Raw genomic sequence first — 18,321 nt, forward strand, 5'->3', positions numbered from 1 at the left:
TGTAAACCTCCTAAGTTGTTATATAGATATGATATTCCGGCAGCATCAGCATGCCTTAGCATGTCCATTCGTGCTTGTTCCACGGTGTGAGATCCTCTGGTCTCGGTTCTCCAGCATTTTGGCCCAAGCTGTTAACAGAACGGCCCCGAGCACCATCAAACCGCCGATCCATGTCGTATGAATCAATCCCATACTGTCGGTCACGACGCCGCCGAGATATGCGCCAATGGCGATACCTGCATTAAATGCGGCAATATTGACCGCGGAAGCGACATCCTTGGCCTCAGGGGCTAGCCGCTCAGCCAGCATAACGACGTACACTTGGAGTCCCGGCACATTCATGAATGCGAACATCCCCATGAAGAAGATGGTGACGAGTCCGACCCATTTGAACGGTGCCGTGAACGTGAGCAGGAATAGAATTAGGGCTTGAATGGCGAACATATAGAATAATGCTGTGACGGGCTTCCGGTTAGCCGCTTTGCCGCCGATCATATTGCCAATCGCGATGGCGACGCCATAGACGAGCAGAATGATCGCGATCGTCTGCTCCTGAAATCCGGTTATATCATGGAGCAGCGGAGATAAATAAGTAAAGACGACGAATGTGCCCCCATAACCTAACGCAGTAATGGCAAAGACGAGAAGCAAGCGACCATTCGTGACGAGTTTGATCTGGTCGTTAAGACGAACTTTGGCGCCTTTACGCAAATTCGAGGTAACGAGCGTCAAGTTCGCAATGAACGCGACGACACCGACGGCGACAATGGCAACGAATGCTGCCCGCCATCCCATTTGCTGCCCAATAAACGTACCGAGTGGCACCCCCGTCACCGTAGCGATGGTGAGTCCGGAGAACATGATCGAGATCGCACTCGCCCGGCGATGTTCCGGCACGAGATCTGCTGCAATCGTGGACCCGATGGACATGAAAATCCCGTGCGATAACGCGGAAATGATACGCGCAATGAGCAGTACGGTAATTCCACCCGCCGATGCGGCGAGCATATTCCCCGCGATAAAGATGACCATAATCCATAGAAGTAATGTTTTCCGAGATATTGTCGAGGTCAGGGACGTTAGGATTGGAGCTCCGAAGGTAACGCCTAATGCGTATAACGTAACGGTTAATCCCGCGGTGGTAACAGATATATGAAAATCTTCAGCGATCAGAGGCAGCAGCCCTACGCTGATAAATTCGGTTGTTCCGATGGAAAAGGCGCTGATGGCAAGTGCAAGGAGCGCCAACATGCTTCTTCGATTCTCTATCGTCATGGTTCTCTCCCCTGTATCTTTTCTTGTGGTTTCCGGCCGGTAACGTTATTATGAATGGTAGATGTCCAAATGAATAGTAGGTACTTTTTTGTGCTATAGGTACTAAAAAGTACCTGTAAAATAGATCAGGGGGATGAAGGCAATGGCAGAAGAAGTTGTAGGGAAGAAAAAATATAATATTTCTGTCGAGGCGACATTAGAAGTGATCGGCGGCAAGTGGAAGTGCGTCATCTTATGCCACTTAACGCATGGGAAGAAGCGGACAAGCGATCTCAAGCGACTGATGCCTGCCATTACGCAGAAGATGTTAACGCAGCAATTGCGTGAACTCGAAGAAGATGGCATCTTGAATCGGATCATCTACAACCAGGTGCCGCCGAAGGTGGAATATGAGCTGAGTGAATATGGCTGGAGCTTGAAGAGCATCCTGGATTCCTTATGCACGTGGGGGGAGAATCATATCATTAAGGAGTATGGTGACAAGTTCGCCGTGTTAGAGGACAACATCCTGAATCATAAGTGAGGCCTATGCCAGGCACCGATTATACCTGGGATGCTATAAAAAATGCCACCCCAATCGTAGGGATGGCATTTTTACATCTCAACGTTTACTTCTTCCCTTTGCGTACCTTTAACAGCTTACCTTTGACTGTCGTATCTTTCATCAGTTCAAGCACAAGGGGTCCTTTGCCATTTAGAATCTCGACATCCGTCACGAAATCGAGGATGGTAATGATTCCAATATCATCTGCGGTTACGCCGTCAAGTTTAGCGATTGTACCGACAAAATCTACGGCTCGCAGCTTCTTTTTCTTACCCCCATTGAAGTTAAGCTTCATAATCTGCTTATTTAATTGCTCGCGTTTATCTTTTTTCAATTCAGGTCCAATATGGAGCTTCTTCTCGAATTCTGCCCTATAGCGCTCAACCTCTTCTTCGGAGGGGGCTTTCACTTTCGGAATCGTAAATCCAATATATGCTTCAATATCGGCTAATCGTCTGCTATCCCTCGGCGTGATGAAGGTAATGGCTTTACCCGCCTTGCCTGCACGTCCCGTACGCCCGGTGCGATGAACATAGCTCTCCTTCTCTAGAGGAATATCGTAGTTAATGACATGGGTAATATCCGTGATATCGATCCCCCTGGCTGCTACATCGGTTGCAATCAAGTAACGGAATTGTCCCCTTCGGAACGCATGCATCACCTCGAATCGCTCGTCCTGCTCCATCCCGCCATGGATCCGATCGCATGAATAACCGTGATCAGCCATTTCCCTGAATAATTGGTCCACGTGCTCTTGCGTACGGCAGAATACGATACAGCTGTCAGGACGCTCGACTATAAGGAGATCCTGAAGCAGTGCTAGCTTGTCCGCCTCCGATACCTGAATCATCGCGTGCTCAATGGTGGCCGTCGTCAACCCGCTCGCTTGGATCTCAATTTCGGTAGGATTGTCCATATATTGGTGTGACAGCTTGGCTACATCCTCAGGGAACGTAGCGGAGAATAACATCGTAACTCGGTCGCGTGGCAGCGCTTGAATGATCGACTGCACCTGATCAATAAAGCCCATATTCAGCATCTCGTCCGCTTCGTCAATAACGAGGTAAGCCATCCGACTTAGCGACAGTGTGCCGCGTTCAATATGGTCCAGCACACGTCCCGGCGTACCTACGACGATATGCGTCCGTTGCTTTAATTCGGCCTTTTGTATATGGAAAGGGTGCCTCCCAAAAAGAGGCGTTGCCTTAATCCGCTTAAAGCGCCCAATGTTCGTGATATCTTCATTGACCTGTAACGCAAGTTCGCGGGTTGGCGTTAGGATCAATGCCTGCGGCTTATTCTCGTTCCAATCTACGAGCTCGCAGAGCGGAATGCCATAAGCAGCTGTCTTGCCACTCCCAGTCTGCGATTTGACCACAAGATCCTTCTTCTGAAGCGCAACAGGAATGACTTCCGATTGCACCTCTGTTGGCGTGTCAAAGCCCAAGCTGCTCAGTGCCCTTACAATCTCTTCACTTAACGGATACGCTGTAAATCGTTTCTCAGTCATCAGTAACCTCTTCTATGCTATATTTCGAATATCTTATACCTACAGAGTTCCACCGTGTATCTGTCGTATACCCTCTATTATACGATGTCTTTACACCTATTGGTGTAAGACTTGTTTTGATAGTAGGTGGTTAAGGAGGGAAGGATTGCCATATTAGAGAAATTGTTGTACAATGCAACGTGGTAATAAATTACTTTGTTGGGGGAAGATGACGTTGGAAAGTAACAAAATCGCAATGCCTATTCTAGGCGCATTGCTGGCAGCCGTTGTTGGCGGTGTCGTGTGGGCAGCCATTGTCGCTATGACAAATTATGAATTGGGGATCGTGGCCTGGGCCATTGGCGCTCTGGCGGGATATGTCGTTGCCAACCTTGCTAAGAAGCAAGTCTCTGCGGCACATCAAGTCATTGCCGTCTTGGCAAGCCTTATCGGTATTTTGCTCGGTAAATATTTCTCGTTCGGTTATATCTACAGCGAAGGAGTATCGGGGATCTTCGAGAGCGAAGTGATGACGGTATTCCAAGAGAATTTCTCAAGTCTGTTCAGTGCCATGGATTTCGTATTCATTGCGCTTGCCGTTGTATCGGCATGGCAGCTGCCACGGAGAATCGCGAATCAAGCCGCTCCGAAGGAATCGACGCAAGCTGCAGAATAAATGATCTTTCGTTAGCTCAATCGCATCTGGCCTATCCAATCGTTAACAAGTGGACAGGCCAGGTGCTTTTTCTGTTCTATAACATACAAAGAACAGCTATGACAGAGGGGATCTGCCATAACTGCTCCATAAAAGGATAGCATCACTACTTAATATATTCACGACTCACGAGATCAGATGCGATTTTCTCGGTAGGAATTACAAATTCTACAATGCCTTCGGCTCCCGGAGCTACCTCATACTTATCGAAGGAGATGACGAGTTTGCCTTCGTTATTGATGTAGAAGCTCTGATCCTTCTTGATCGTCTCGAAGATGTCCATGGACTCTGTATCATTCGCGTCCTTCTTCACCCAATAGGTCTTCTCCGGATCAGCTTTCATCTGCTCGAGCATTTGCTGCTTAATATTCTCGCTAATATGCGCGATGTAAGAATCGTCCTTGAACAAGCTTGGAAGGCTGATTAATACTTGGTTCTTCTTATCGATCGTATCATACTTCATCGTTGTTGAAGACGAGCCGACGGTGTTAACATAATAACGGCCGATCGAGAGGATTTGGTCGTTATCTGTTTTTACTTCATACCCCGTATCTACGCCAAGGTGGCCGCCACCTTGTTTTTTCATTTCATCCATCTCTTGCTGGAACTCGGCATACAATTTCTTGTTTTCCTCCATATATTTCGTGTTCAACATCTCTTCGAGGGTTTTGTTCTCCAGATTCGTAACCGCCGGCACCTTCAAGTTGGCATTGAACGTATCTTCATCCACCTTGAACTCGCGGAAGGTAACGACCTTCACGATTTTGTCCAGCACGGGAATATTCGCGAACGCATTGGCAATGGCAGGACTACTGTTCACACTGGATACGAATACGATAACAGCTGCCGCCGTACCGATCATCCATCGCAGGTTCGTTCGTTTCATACGGCTCTGGCGAATGGCTTTGTTCACAACGAAGTCGAGTTCTTCCGGAATCGGGATTTGCGTGTAATTCTGTTTCAATTGTTCGATATTGTTATCCATGGTTATTATACCTCCATAGCGGATTCATCTTTTAATTTCACACGTAGGACACGGAGTGCTTGATACAATCTTGTTTTGACGGTATTGATGTTCTCGTTCAACACTTCAGAGACTTCTTCAATCTTCAGGTCTTCAAAATATCGCAGCATCACGACGCTTCGGTACTTCACAGGTAATTCCTCTAAGGCTCGTTCAAGGTCAATATTGTGGTACGAATCGGATGTTCCTTGGCTATAAGCTTCAAGTGTCTCTTCGTCGACAACCTGAATTCGCTTCTGCTTCCTAAGAAAGTCTAAGGCGGTATTCACCACGATGCGGTAGAACCAGCTTTTTATCGCGTCGGGGTTCTTCAGTGACCCTGCTGATGCGAATGCCTTGTGTATGGAATCCTGTACAATATCCAATGCGTCTTCTTTGTTACGTACATAGCTATAAGCAAGCCGATAAATGTTCTCTTTGTGCTCCGTGATGCATTGGATAAGTGAGTTCTCGAATTTTTTGTGACTAAGCATGATTTCGTGCCTCCAACTTTACGTAATTGCTTGTTGTAGCTATGACGTGGGAATGGCATCAAAAAGTTTTAAATCAGGAAAGACATCTGCAAAACCTCCCTCGCTTGTGTCCTTCGTGTGTTTTGTATAGGCAAGACGGCAATTGTTCCGAAAAAGTTTGAGTCAAGTTGGTAGTACAACCACAGGTCTATTCCATTTGTGGAAGCGGGATAGGCCTTTTTGATATGTCGGAATAGGGTTTTCGCGAGGTTGTTTTGCGAGAATTTTGAGAGAGGCTTTTGGTAGAATGCGGGAGAGCGACAGGTGATTGAAACGTCAGAGGAGGAGGATATTCGACATGATAGACAGACAAGTACAGCAATGGGTGAGGAAGCTGTGGATCGGTGCAATGGCCGTTATGATCGCAGCGCTCGGAATTGCGCCAATTCCGGTGCAAGCGGGAGCAGCTGAACATTGGGTGCAATACGCAAAAATCGGTAAAAAAGAAAATATGTATCTCGGCTCATTTTCAAATCCAAGAAGTGTTGTGGTGGATAGCAAAGGGAACGTATACGTAGCCGATTCAGGTAATAATCGTATTCAGAAGCTTACGATCGCAACGGGCGAATGGAGCATGTGGGGGACAACAGACGGAAGATATGGGGAGAAATTAGGCGAGTTCCAAGGTCCGCAAGGCCTGGCCATAGACGAAGAGGATAACTTATATGTGGCTGACAGCTCCAATGATCGTATTCAGAAGCTTGATGAGAAGACGCAACAATGGAGCGAGATTGGACTCGGCAAAGGGACAGGTCTAGGCATGTTCATGGAACCGAAAGGCGTGGCGGTGGATAAGAGTGGGAATATGTATGTCGCTGACTCAGGAAACCATCGCATTCAGAAGCTGGATTCTAATGGACAGTGGACAGCATGGAATCGAGCGAACGGAGGATCTGGCAGCGGATTAGGCGAGTTCAACAGCCCTGCGCGCATTGCGGTAGATGGCACTGGTAGCCTATATGTCGTGGATCGGAATAATCACCGGATCCAGAAGCTCGACGTATCGGCGGGTGGAGAAGGCGTATGGCATGAGTGGAAGGGGAGCGATGATCTAGGGAGGTTCAAGTTCCCTAACGATGTGGCGGTCGATCGCAGCGGCAATGTATACGTCGCGGATCGCGACAACCATCGCATTCAGAAGCTGGATCGATCATCGGGCGATGAAGGCGTATGGAGCGTCGTTAGCAATGGGTTAGGGAATGCGCCTGGACAGCTAAAAAACCCGAACGGCGTGGCGCTAGACAGCAGCGGGAATGTATACGTTGCGGACACGTCGAATCATCGCATTCAGAAACTCACGGTCAGTACTGAACAGTGGAGCGAATGGGGATATCAAGGTCCTGTTCCTGGGACAGGTCTCGGAGAGTTTTACAATCCAAGCGGTGTAGAAGTGGATCCGAGCGGGAATATGTTTGTCGCTGATTTCTATAACAATCGGATCCAGAAGCTGAATGCATCCACCAAGCAATGGGAGAAGATCGGCAATGGTATGGGGTCAGCGATTGGTCAATTGGATGGTCCGACTGACATCGCGATCGATGGCAGCGGCAATCTCTACGTGGCGGATAAGTACAATCAACGGATTCAGAAGATGACACCAGCTGGCGAATGGAGTGTCTTTGGCACAACAGCTGGGCTTAGCTATCCTAGCGGTGTTGCTGTTAGCAAGAAAGGGGATGTCTATGTAGCAGACCCTTATGAAAAAGTCTTGAAATGGAATGCCGTATCCGAGAAATGGGATAAGCTAGGCGGTAAAAAGGAATGCAAACCGGAAGAAGCCAATCTTCCAGGTCATGAAGACGGCTGCGAGCTTGGCGGGTTCAATGAGCCAGGAGGCGTAGAAGTTGATGACGCTGGCAATATCTATGTCGTGGACAGCCTGAATCACCGTATTCTGAAGCGGGATGAGTCTCAAGGGGATGCAGCGCTATGGAAGGAGTGGGGAGTAAGCGGACAAGCGGGTAGCGGCTTGGGCGAGTTCAACGATCCTTACGATATTGCGATTGACAGCAAAGGGAACCTCTATGTCGCCGATTCGGGGAACCATCGTATTCAGAAGCTGAATACAGCAACGGGCGTGTGGAGCGAGTGGGGCATAGCTGGCGGTAGACCAGGTGCCGGGCTAGGCGAATTCAACAGTCCGCTAGGCGTGGCGGTAGATCGCGAGGGGTATCTCTACGTAGCCGAATTTGGGAACCATCGGATTCAACGCATGGTATCCGAAATCGTACCGCCTAGCGCGCCAACGGATATCAAGGCTGAGGTCGCGGCTGGGGAATCCCAAGCGACGGTGACGTTCAGCGCCCCAACGAATGATGGCGGCAGCGATGTTACGAGTTATACAGTTACCTCAAGTCCGGGCGATATTAAGGTAACTGGCTCAGGCAGCCCGATCTCGGTTACGGGCCTAACGTATGGTACGGCGTATACGTTCACCGTGGTTGCAACGAACAGCGCGGGGAGCTCCGCGGCTTCAGCGGCATCGAATGCCGTAACGCCTACAGAATTGACGGTGCCGACCGCGCCTGGCGCGCCGACGGACGTCACGGCAGAGGTTGTGATGGGCGAGTCGCAAGCGACCGTGAAGTTCAATGCCCCAACGCGAGATGGCGGCAGTCCGATTACAGGCTACACTGTGACCTCGAATCCGGGAGGTATGACGGTAACAGGAACGGCGAGCCCGATCACGGTGACGGGATTGACGTACGGCACGGCTTACACGTTTACCGTCGCAGCAATCAATGACCTCGGGGTCTCGAAAGCGTCGGCTCCATCCAATGAGGTCGTGCCGCTGGAACAGCGATCCATTCCGGGGGCACCGACGAAGGTAACCGCTGTTGCAGGCGATGGGGAAGCGACGATCGCATTTGCCGCTCCGGTAAGCGATGGCGGCAGCCCGATTACAAGCTATACCGTGGTTGCATCGCCGGGAGGCCGCACTGCGACGGGCACAGGCAGTCCGATCAAGGTCATCGGCTTAACGAATGGAACGACGTATACGTTTATGGTGATCGCGACGAACGAGGTGGGCAGCAGCCTTCCATCGGAACCGTCGAACGTCGTAACACCAAGGGGTTCAGAGACGAGTCATAGTGGAGGAAGCGGACCAGTTACGACGCCGGCATTGCCATCGGAACCGGATGCGATTATGTTCGTGAATGGGAAATCCGTTAGCGCTGGCAAGCTGAAGGTAACGAAGAACCGGTCGCAGCAGGTCTCGACGATTACGATTGACCCGAACAAGCTAGAAGAGAAACTTGCGAAGGAAGGTCAAGGGGCTGTGGTCACCATCTCGGCAGCCAAGGGCTCGGATGTCATGATCGGAGAGCTGGATGGTCAGATGCTCCAGAACATGGCTGCGAAGCAAGCAGTGCTCCAGATTAGAACCGAGCAAGCCACGTACACACTTCCAACGCAGCGGGTTGATCTTCAAGCGATCTTAGCCCAATTCAGCAAGTCGGCGGCACTGAAGGATATTACGATTCAGGTTGAAGTAGCTAAGTCGCAGCAGCAGGTACCGGCAATTCTTCAAGAGAAGATGACGATGGTCGTGCCGCCGGTTGCTCATACGGTGAGAGCCCAGTATCTAGATAAGACCGTGGAGGTCGAATTATTTAGCGGCTATGTTGAGCGAATGCTTGCGATTCCGGCCGGGGTTGATCCGAATAAGATTACGACAGGTGTCGTCGTGAATGCCGATGGATCACTGCGGCATGTGCCTACGAAGGTCATGCAGAAAGATGGTCAGCATTATGCCGAGATCAACAGCTTGACGAATAGCCAATACGCTGTGATTTGGAATCCGCTGACGTTCGCGGATGTCACGCAGCATTGGGCGAAAGATGCCGTCAATGACATGGGATCGCGCCTTGTCGTGCAAGGCGACGGCCAGGGCGCATACCATCCGGACGAAGCCATTACACGAGCGGAATTCGCAGCGATTGTCGTTCGCGGCCTCGGGTTAGAGCCAAAGGCGGAAGCGGGCGAGTTCTCTGATGTCGAAGCAAAAGAATGGTTCGCTGGGGCTGTAGGCACGGCATGGAAGCTTCAATTGATTACGGGCTTCGATCAGCGCGAGTTCCGTCCGAACGATAAGATCACCCGCGAGCAAGCGATGGCTATCTTAGCCAGAGCAATGGACGTGACGGGGCTTAAGGCGATGTCTGCGCAAGCGAATGGACAGTCATTGGCTTCGTTCGCGGATGCTGAGCTTATACCCAGCTGGGCGAAGAAAGGTGTCGCGGATTGCTTGCAATTCGGTATCGTATCCGGCAGAAATCGTACAGAATTGGATCCAAAAGCCGATGTCACCCGAGCTGAGGTTGCGGCGATGGTTCAGAAATTACTGAAAAATTCCGACCTAATATAATATCGTAAACCATGGAAAAATCCCTCAAGCGCAGAGATGCGACTTGAGGGATTTTTCCTCCGTAGAGAATGTCATTCGGCAGTAACACTGCGAACCGGAACAGAGGCGGATGGCGTCGGCCGCCATAGTATTTTGCCAAATACAATGCCCACCAGACCGATGATTGCGATGACGATGCCGAAGTAGATGAATGTACGTGCCGGCCCGATCAGCTGCACCAGCAGTCCTCCAAGCAGCGGCGCTCCAATCATCACCACACCGAGCACCGTATTCTGAATGCCGAAAACGCGGCCGATCATGAACGGGGGCGTCTCTTTCTGCAGGCAATAGTTGAAGGTGACGATGAAGATCCCATTGCCGATGCCCATGAGGAGTCCGAGCAGCAGCACGGGCAGGATCGATACCCCGACAGGGAGCAGTCCAAGTCCGCCAACCGACAGGCCAATAAGGGTATAGCCACTGCCGAACTTCCAGCCATACTTGGTCGTTGATTTGAGTCGGTTCATCGCGACAATGCTGAGGATGGCTCCTGCACCGGCTGCCGCTACCATCCAACCCAGCAGCGATTCCTGCTCTGGAGCAACGGTTCGGAAGAGGCTGGTGAATTGAAAGTCTACCATCTGAATGGCGAGGGCCCCGGTCAAACCGAACAGCATCGTGATGAACAGCAGTCGGCTGCCCAGGATGAAGCTCCAGCCTTCCTTCCACAGTGTGCGCAGCGGTGGTGCGGGTTGATCTACCGCAGAGGACGTGTCACCCGACGATGTCTTGTCTGCGCTGCTCTCTCCCGCCTTCACGGTAAGCAGCAGTAGGTAGGAACCAAGCCTGAAGACCGCGCAAATGACAATACACCATTGCGGTGATAACAGAGATAGTACGAACCCGCCGAGTAGAGGTCCGGCGATTTTGGAGCCTTGGTTCACGATGCCGTTTAGCGAGGTCGCCTGCAGCAGCTGATCCTCTCTGACGATACTGCGTGTGAGCGCCTGCTGAGCAGGCACATTCAGCGTCGAAATCGCCGCGCGCAGCATCAGGATCGGAAGCAGCCACGCCATGTTGGGGGTGAGTAGGATCAGTAGCGTGAGGACCGCTGTTAGCAGATCACAAACTCGCATTAATCGCAGCTTATTCAGTCGATCGGCAGCGACGCCTGCAACGGAGCCGAGCAGGATGCTCGGCAGTGCATTTGCAACCGGAATCAGCGCCAGCATCAGCGGGTCAGCGTGCCAGCGATATCCGACGAGTACCTGAATGGCCAACATGTCGAACCAGTCGCCGAAGGTGGCCGCAGCAAAGGCGCAATAGACGCGCATGAAGATGGTGTTGCGAAGCAGGCTGGTCCCTGCCTGTTGTGAAATGTTCATAGGTCATTCCTCCGTATCAATTACAGCTAAGATCTATCAAGGTTGACCCTACTGTAACGGAGAAATGTCAGAGGATGATCAGAGGAAAGTCAGGGACGCTTAATTTCGCCAAGAATCAACGTTTCTAACGGTGCGAGCAGAGCGTGGAGTCCGATCCGCTCCTGTGCTTCTTCGTATAAATCCGCATATTTCTGCTGCAAGGACGGTCTAGTTGGAATACTGCTGCAGATGAACCGGATCCGATTCAGAGCATATAACCGCATCGGCACAAATCCTGACCTCTCCAGCACCTCGAGTCCCTCATCGATGAGCATTTCCGCTTCGCGCCATGCCTGACACCGCAGCATCCAGAGCCCCTTCACGACACGATAACTGCCGATTTCCCGCAGAAAAGGCTTCGCCGTTAAGATCTCCCCTTCGATCACTTCCGCCATCTTGGTCAGCTCACCGTCTTCTGTTCCAGCGATCAAGTGGACGAACATCTCTGTAATGGCTGTTTGTGGTACGAAATTGGCATAGCCAAGCTCGGCGATGACGGCGTGGCTGACATTTATGCGCTCCAATGCCCTGTCAACCTCTCCCGCCAGCGTGAATAATTCAAGAATGTTGAGAATCTCCATCTCACGGTGCGGGGCAGGCGCTAGGAGCCCCTTCTCCAAGACCTCTTCACATACGGCAAGCCGCAGCTTAGGATCTCCGGTGAAGGAATAGAACAACAGCAGATAATAGAAGCGTTCGCTGAGCGGCGCTTCGTTCGTATTTATCAGCCATGACAGGTCCCCTTGGACAAAATGGATATAGACGGAATAGAACGGATCCAGCTCATACCCGAGCACATCCTGTTGGCGAGCAAGGGTCAGCATTGAATGGCCTTGGCCGTACGTATGATACTTCCCGAATACGTCCCGCATCGTCTTATGCAGCTCTGCATCGTGAGTGGTCGGATTCACTGCCCCGGCGCCCGAACGCTGCCGTACTGTAAGGCGATAACCAATACCTCGAACCGATGCGATCTCCACATCGGCAAACGGTCGAAGCTTCTTGCGAAGACGGTAAACATGGTCATCGACCGTCCGTTCGCTAGGGTATTCCAGCGGCCATACTTGATCTAGCAGCTGCTCCCTGCTGAATGTAAGGCCTTTGTTACGATAGAGGAATTGCAGCAGCGCGAATTCTTTGGGCAGCAGGGTGACGGTGAGGCCATCGGCAGCCGCTATATATTCATGTGGGCGTAGTTCCAGTTGCATGCAGAAACCTTCTTTCCCGTGTACAAACTTCATAGGTCTAGTATACCAACCAACCCTTAAAATTTTATAAAATAATTACATTGCAATCCCCTGAATTTTAGCATAATCCCCTCGCCATCTATCAATGCCATTCCGATTTAGGGGTGGCATTTTTACATTCAGCAATAAACGGTATAATAAATGGGAAGAAGTGGACATTAACAATGCAATAGAACATGACCAGGATTTCATACGTCTAAAGGAATAAAGGAGATTATATGACAATACAGCGAAACGTCGGTTGGAATTTCGATAACAGCTATGCGCAGCTGCCGCAATCTTTCTTCTCCACAATAAACTTAGCGCCTGTCCGTGCACCAAAGTTGGCCGTCTTGAATCATCCGCTGGCCGCTTCGTTAGGTCTGGATGCAGAGGCACTCCAGAACGAAGAGAGTGTTGCAGTGCTTGCGGGGAATGAGGTGCCGGATGGCGGCCTGCCGCTTGCGCAAGCGTACGCAGGGCATCAATTTGGGTATTTCAATATGCTAGGAGACGGCCGCGCGGTGCTGCTCGGTGAGCAGATAACGCCGCAGGGCGAGCGGGTGGATATTCAGCTAAAAGGATCGGGGCGTACCCCTTATTCTCGCGGAGGCGATGGAAGGGCGGCGCTCGGGCCGATGCTGCGCGAATATATCATCAGCGAAGCGATGCACGCGCTGGGTATTCCGACGACGCGCAGCCTTGCCGTCGTCACCACGGGGCAGTCCATTGCCCGGGAGAAGGACCTCCCGGGAGCAGTCTTGACTCGCGTAGCCGCAAGCCATCTGCGTGTCGGAACGTTCCAGTACGCAGCGCAATTCGGCACCGTGGATGACCTGCGCCGTCTTGCTGATTATACGATAGAGCGCCATTATCCGAATGAGGATGCTGGAGAGAACCGTTATCTCTCACTCCTCACAGCGGTGATCAAACGTCAGGCTGCACTCATCGCCAAGTGGCAGTTGGTTGGCTTCATTCATGGCGTCATGAATACGGACAATATGACGATTAGCGGGGAGACGATCGATTATGGTCCTTGCGCTTTCATGGATGCCTATGATCCTGCGACAGTATTCAGCTCTATCGATTCCCAAGGCCGTTATGCCTATGGCAACCAACCGTATATTGCGGGATGGAATCTGGCTCGATTCGCGGAGACGTTATTGCCGCTGCTGCATGAGGATCATGAGCAAGCGGTTAAGCTTGCACAGGAGAAGATCTCTACATTCATGGATGTGTACACCGCGAATTGGAATGAGGGCATGCGGGCCAAGTTGGGGCTCTTGGGCGAAGAGGAGCAGGATGAGGCATTGATTAACGATCTACTCGGGTTGATGGAAGCCTACCGTGCGGACTATACCAATACATTCCGCGCCTTAACCTTGAATCAGCTGGAAGGGTTAGACCTGTTTGGCTCTTCGGAGTTCGCTGCATGGCATGCACGCTGGGAGGATCGGCTCGACAGGCAGGAGGCATCAAGAGAAGATGCAAATCAATTGATGCGGAACAGCAATCCGGCCGTTATCCCTCGGAACCATCGGGTTGAAGCGGCGCTGGAGGCAGCTGAATCGCGAGGTGATTACAGCGTGATGGAAGGACTGTTGGCTGTGCTGTCCACGCCATATGCTTACACCACCGAACAAGTGGAGTACTGCACTGTGCCGGAACTGAATAAGCCTTATCGTACCTATTGCGGTACGTAACGGATGGATTGGCCGGAGGACTTGATGTCCTGCGGTCAATTTCGTACATACGGGGCATTTCCGTTTCGCTTGGAGCCTCTGTATAATAATACTCCATAAGTAATTTACAGCTTTGGAGGTCCGCTATGAGCAATAAAGGATGGACGATGGCGTTCGTCGGTGTACTCCTTGTATTCGGTTATTTCCTGTACAAGTTCATGTCGCCAGCGCTGGAGATTAATCATTTGGTTCAGGATATGAATCTGAGCAGTGTTAAGCGTGAATCGATGAAGCATGTCGTGCTGATCGCGCAAGAGCTGGACAATCCCTTCTGGAGGACGGTCGAGCAGGGAGCGAGAGCATCGGCGGCACAGCGCGGAATCGCGATTGAATATATGGGTCCGAATCGCATTAATCCTTCTGAGCAGAAGAGATTGCTGGAGAAGGCGATCACGGGTAAGCCGGATGCCATTCTCCTTCAAGGGGTGAAGGATCCGGACTATGCAAGCCTGATCGACCAAGCGGTCGACCAAGGCATCCCTGTGATCACCGTCGATGCAGATCAGCCGGATAGCAAGCGGCTCGCTTATGTGGGAACGGATAACCTGGAAGCCGGTAGACGCATGGGAGAGTTGATCGTGAGCCATGCTGCCGGCCAGGGCAAGATTGGCGTCATCATCGGGAGCGAGACCGCGGATAATCAGCAGCTGCGGCTAGAAGGGCTTCGTTCCGTCATTTCAAAGACGCAAGGATATGAGATCGTTGCCGTCCGTGCATCGAATATCTCCCGCATGCAAGCTGCGACTCAGACAGAAGCGTTACTCAGCCAATATGGGGATATGAAGACGATGGTTGGACTAAGCGCTTTAGACGCGGCAGGTATCGTCGAAGGGATGAGAGCAGCGAATCGCACAGGTCTGCGTGTGTTCGGTTTCGATGATATCGATGCGACGGTTCAAGGCATCGCAAGCGGAGTTATTACCGCTTCCATCGTTCAGCATCCGCGTGAGATTGGGGAGAGATCGATTGAATTATTAGAAGCTTATTTCAAGGGGACCGCCCCGACGGCACAGCGATTTATCGCAACTCGTGTGCTGGATCGCAATCATTTGGCATCGAAGGTGAACAGCTGATGAATATTCGCAGAATGTTGTTTATTGTGATTCCAGCCCTGTTTATCGCGAGCAATGCGGTGGCGTTCTTCATCTTCCAGAGCGGCATCACGGTGCAGAAGAGTTATAATGTGATGCTGGATCGGGTATTATTATACAAGCAAATCGCCGGGCAAACGGAAAATAATCTTCGGACATTAAACGTTTATTTGTCGGATCGAAACGAGATGAGCCGTAGTAACTTCACACAACAGCGCAATGAGCTGAAGCAGCTGCGGGAGGGTCTGTCTGCACAAGAGACGATCTCATCGACAGCGGTGCTCGTTTGCAGCTACCTTCATATGATTGATACCTTTATGGCACAAGAGGATGATGTCATGCAGGCATTTCACCATACAGATTCTTTGGCATATGCAGGCTTCTATGAGAAGGCGGAGCGGACCGCGGCGTTCATCCAAGAAGAGGGCCATCAGCTCATTGATCTGGAACTTAGCTATTATCAACCGTTCTATCAGCAAATCTTCACCCATACGAAGTCTATGAATGGCTGGGCCGTTGCCGTATTCGTCCTGAATACGCTGATTAGCGTTGCATGCGCGTATTGGATTTCACTAGGGATTACCAGGCCCATCCGGCAACTTACGAGGACCGCGCAGCAAATATCGAGAGGAAATTTACAGGCCCCTTCCCCGAAAATTGGAGCGCATCACGAGTTTGGCGTATTATCGGAGGCATTCGAGCGTATGCAAGAGAGCTTGAAGTCGCTGATTGCGAAGGAGAAGGAGGGTCTAGAGCGGGACAAGCTGGTCAAGTCGCTTGAACTGGAAGTGCTGCAGAACCAGATGAACCCCCACTTCCTCTTTAATTCACTGAATGTTTTATCCAAGCTTGCGCTGCTCGAGGGTGCGGAGAAGACGAGCGATCTCACCGTCACGATGTCTAATCTTCTTCGATATAACCTTCGCAAGCTGGACCATCCAGTAACCCTCCGGGATGAAGTGGAGCATGCCAAAGAATACTTTACGATTCAACAGGCCCGGTTCCGTGACCGCATCCGGTTCATCACCGAGATCGACGAGCGGGGACTGGATATATGGGTTCCAACGTTAACGCTGCAGCCCTTGCTCGAGAATGTGTTCGTGCATGGCATCGAGGGCATGGAGCAGGGGGCCGAGATCAAGCTTGCTGTGTCATACATTCCCGGGGAGGTCAGAGTCTCCATCTCGGACAATGGGATTGGTATGAGCGAAGAAGTACGCCAGTCCTTGCTTCAACATGATGCGAGGCCGCCGACTGCACAGGCGAAGGGACAATCCACGGGTCTTGGCACGCGCAATGTGTTCAGACGATTAGAGTTGTTCTACGGTAGGGAAGATCTCGTAGACATTGTTAGCAAGCCGGGCCTCGGAACGACGGTTCTGATTCGGTTTCCTGCTGCAGGAAAGGAGGAGGAAGATGTATCGCTTATTGATCGCAGATGACGAGGCGTTAGAGCGGGAAGGCATCGAGTGGATCGTGAATCGCATGCTGCCGAATACCTTCGAGATCATGCATGCGGAGAATGGTCGCATGGCGATTCAGAAGGCGTATGAGTTCCGACCGCATATTATTTTGATGGACATCAAGATGCCAGGGATTCAAGGGCTAGAAGCATTAAAAGAAATCAAAGCTCACCATCCGCAGGTCAAAATGATTCTAGTTACCGCCTATGAATATTTTGAATATGCCAAAGAGGCACTGGCACTTGGAGTCAAAGAATATTTAGTGAAACCGGCCAAACGCGACCATATCGCAGCGCTGCTTCAGCGGTTAATCGACGAGATTGATCAGGAGAAGCGGAAGCGTGAGGAGGAAATCGCAGTCAGGGATAAGTTCTTTCAGCTGCTCCCGTTGGCTGAGACGGAAATGGCGCTCGTCTTTATGTCGGATCAGGTGAATGAGACGGAAGTAGGGCAGCTGGCTGACATTGTTGGGGTCTCGATTGATAAAGGATGTGCTATCGTGCTAGCCCTGCCAGACCTAGGGAAGCTGCCTCACAAGGAGATCGGGAATGACAAGAAATATCTGTTTGAGACCGTAAAAAGCGCAGCGAAAGGGTTCATCAAGCAGCGCACAGGCTGTGTGGTCAGCTCCATGGTGTACTGGCATATGGCTATTTTTCTGCTGGAAGAGGATTCGTCGAAGGATGCAGTACTCCGGGAAGAAGCACTCGGTCTTGGCACGAAGCTGATTGAGAATCTTCACGAGCAGCACGGGATCGACGTGACGGTCGGGATCGGCACGGTGGGGGCGGATATCTCAGGCATCCGACGATCCTATTTTGAAGGTGTCTTCGCATCGACTTATGAGCAGCAATGGGGCAGCTTGTGTCTATTTGAAGATCTGGCGGTACCGCGGTCGGAAGATTCATCAGACCGACACGCTGATGCGAAGTTCACCGAACATATCGCAGAGCGAACGTATGTGGAGTTAGCTATCCAGCGTATCCGGGAGGAGCGGGAACAACGCACGTGGAGTGTCATCGATAATGCCGTAACGTTCATTCAAGAGCGATTTCGCGAAGAGATCTCGCTTGAGGATGTGGCAGAGCACGTCCACTTGAATCCGCATTATTTCAGCAAGGTCTTCAAGCAGCAGACCGGAGAGACCTTCATCGATTATGTAACGAGGCTGCGGATCGACAAGGCAAAGGTATTGATCGGCGAAGGCCAGTTCAGCCTGAAGGAGGTCTGTTATCTCGTAGGCTATAAGGATCCGAATTACTTCAGCCGTGTGTTCAAGAAGGTCGCGAAGGTATCGCCAACCGAATATCGCAATCAACTTTAATTCATGAGGTCCATGCTGTGATGCATGGACTTTTTTGTTTTTGGGGGACAATAATGTGCTAGTCTACGGCTCTGATGTTATGCGGCGGAGGCTCGGACTAATATTATGCTGGTATACGACAAATAAGTGAAGGCAATCGAACCC

The 18,321-nt window shown here is 51.2% G+C and carries 13 protein-coding genes; 7 read left to right on the top strand and 6 right to left on the bottom strand.

What is annotated here, in order from left to right; translation table 11 throughout:
- Positions 1-45 precede the first annotated feature (45 nt).
- Entirely contained in the window at positions 46-1,275 is a 1,230-nt protein-coding gene (locus GCU39_RS25095) for an MFS transporter (protein ID WP_152395959.1), read from the bottom strand.
- Positions 1,276-1,417: 142 nt separating this feature from the next.
- Here GCU39_RS25095 and GCU39_RS25100 point away from each other — a divergent pair, with 142 nt between their 5' ends.
- The gene (locus GCU39_RS25100; RefSeq protein WP_152395960.1) at positions 1,418-1,798 is read left to right on the top strand and encodes a winged helix-turn-helix transcriptional regulator; all 381 of its coding nucleotides are present in this window, start codon (positions 1,418-1,420) and stop codon (positions 1,796-1,798) included.
- Between the two features lie 85 nt (positions 1,799-1,883).
- On the opposite strand, the gene GCU39_RS25105 is transcribed toward GCU39_RS25100, so the two are convergent.
- Positions 1,884-3,329: a DEAD/DEAH box helicase gene (locus GCU39_RS25105; protein WP_152395961.1), complete on the bottom strand. Its 1,446-nt coding sequence runs from the start codon at positions 3,327-3,329 to the stop codon at positions 1,884-1,886.
- A gap of 208 nt (positions 3,330-3,537) precedes the next feature.
- Between GCU39_RS25105 and GCU39_RS25110 the strand changes: the two genes are divergently transcribed.
- Positions 3,538-3,984 (top strand): hypothetical protein, encoded by a 447-nt coding sequence (locus GCU39_RS25110; RefSeq protein WP_227793328.1) that lies wholly within the window; start codon positions 3,538-3,540, stop codon positions 3,982-3,984.
- Positions 3,985-4,129: 145 nt separating this feature from the next.
- Here the strand turns inward: GCU39_RS25110 and GCU39_RS25115 are convergent, their stop codons facing one another.
- Both GCU39_RS25115 and GCU39_RS25120 read right to left on the bottom strand, forming a co-directional pair.
- Entirely contained in the window at positions 4,130-5,008 is an 879-nt protein-coding gene (locus tag GCU39_RS25115) for an anti-sigma-V factor RsiV (protein WP_152395963.1), read from the bottom strand.
- 5 nt (positions 5,009-5,013) lie between these two features.
- A complete protein-coding gene (locus GCU39_RS25120) occupies positions 5,014-5,520 on the bottom strand; it encodes an RNA polymerase sigma factor SigV (protein WP_152395964.1) in 507 nt (168 codons plus the stop codon).
- A 337-nt stretch (positions 5,521-5,857) separates the two neighbouring features.
- Here GCU39_RS25120 and GCU39_RS25125 point away from each other — a divergent pair, with 337 nt between their 5' ends.
- Positions 5,858-9,928, top strand: coding sequence for a fibronectin type III domain-containing protein (locus tag GCU39_RS25125; protein ID WP_152395965.1), 4,071 nt, complete (start codon positions 5,858-5,860; stop codon positions 9,926-9,928).
- A gap of 71 nt (positions 9,929-9,999) precedes the next feature.
- Here the strand turns inward: GCU39_RS25125 and GCU39_RS25130 are convergent, their stop codons facing one another.
- Both GCU39_RS25130 and GCU39_RS32415 read right to left on the bottom strand, forming a co-directional pair.
- Entirely contained in the window at positions 10,000-11,241 is a 1,242-nt protein-coding gene (locus tag GCU39_RS25130; RefSeq protein WP_265333417.1) for an MFS transporter, read from the bottom strand.
- 140 nt (positions 11,242-11,381) lie between these two features.
- The gene (locus tag GCU39_RS32415) at positions 11,382-12,539 is read right to left on the bottom strand and encodes a winged helix-turn-helix domain-containing protein (protein ID WP_152395967.1); all 1,158 of its coding nucleotides are present in this window, start codon (positions 12,537-12,539) and stop codon (positions 11,382-11,384) included.
- A gap of 257 nt (positions 12,540-12,796) precedes the next feature.
- On the opposite strand from GCU39_RS32415, the gene GCU39_RS25140 reads away from it, so the two are divergent.
- The 4 genes from GCU39_RS25140 (at position 12,797) to GCU39_RS25155 (ending at position 18,177) form a co-directional block, all read left to right on the top strand.
- Entirely contained in the window at positions 12,797-14,260 is a 1,464-nt protein-coding gene (locus GCU39_RS25140; protein ID WP_152395968.1) for a protein adenylyltransferase SelO, read from the top strand.
- Positions 14,261-14,385: 125 nt separating this feature from the next.
- Entirely contained in the window at positions 14,386-15,372 is a 987-nt protein-coding gene (locus tag GCU39_RS25145) for a substrate-binding domain-containing protein (protein ID WP_152395969.1), read from the top strand.
- Positions 15,372-16,832 (top strand): sensor histidine kinase, encoded by a 1,461-nt coding sequence (locus GCU39_RS25150; RefSeq protein WP_152395970.1) that lies wholly within the window; start codon positions 15,372-15,374, stop codon positions 16,830-16,832. The genes GCU39_RS25145 and GCU39_RS25150 overlap by 1 nt, the downstream gene beginning before the upstream one ends.
- Positions 16,807-18,177 carry a response regulator gene (locus tag GCU39_RS25155; protein ID WP_152395971.1) on the top strand — a complete coding sequence of 457 codons (1,371 nt, stop codon included), beginning with the start codon at positions 16,807-16,809 and terminating at the stop codon, positions 18,175-18,177. The genes GCU39_RS25150 and GCU39_RS25155 overlap by 26 nt, the downstream gene beginning before the upstream one ends.
- Positions 18,178-18,321 lie beyond the last annotated feature (144 nt).

The organism is Paenibacillus guangzhouensis (assembly GCF_009363075.1).
Lineage (GTDB): Bacteria > Bacillota > Bacilli > Paenibacillales > Paenibacillaceae > Paenibacillus_K > Paenibacillus_K guangzhouensis.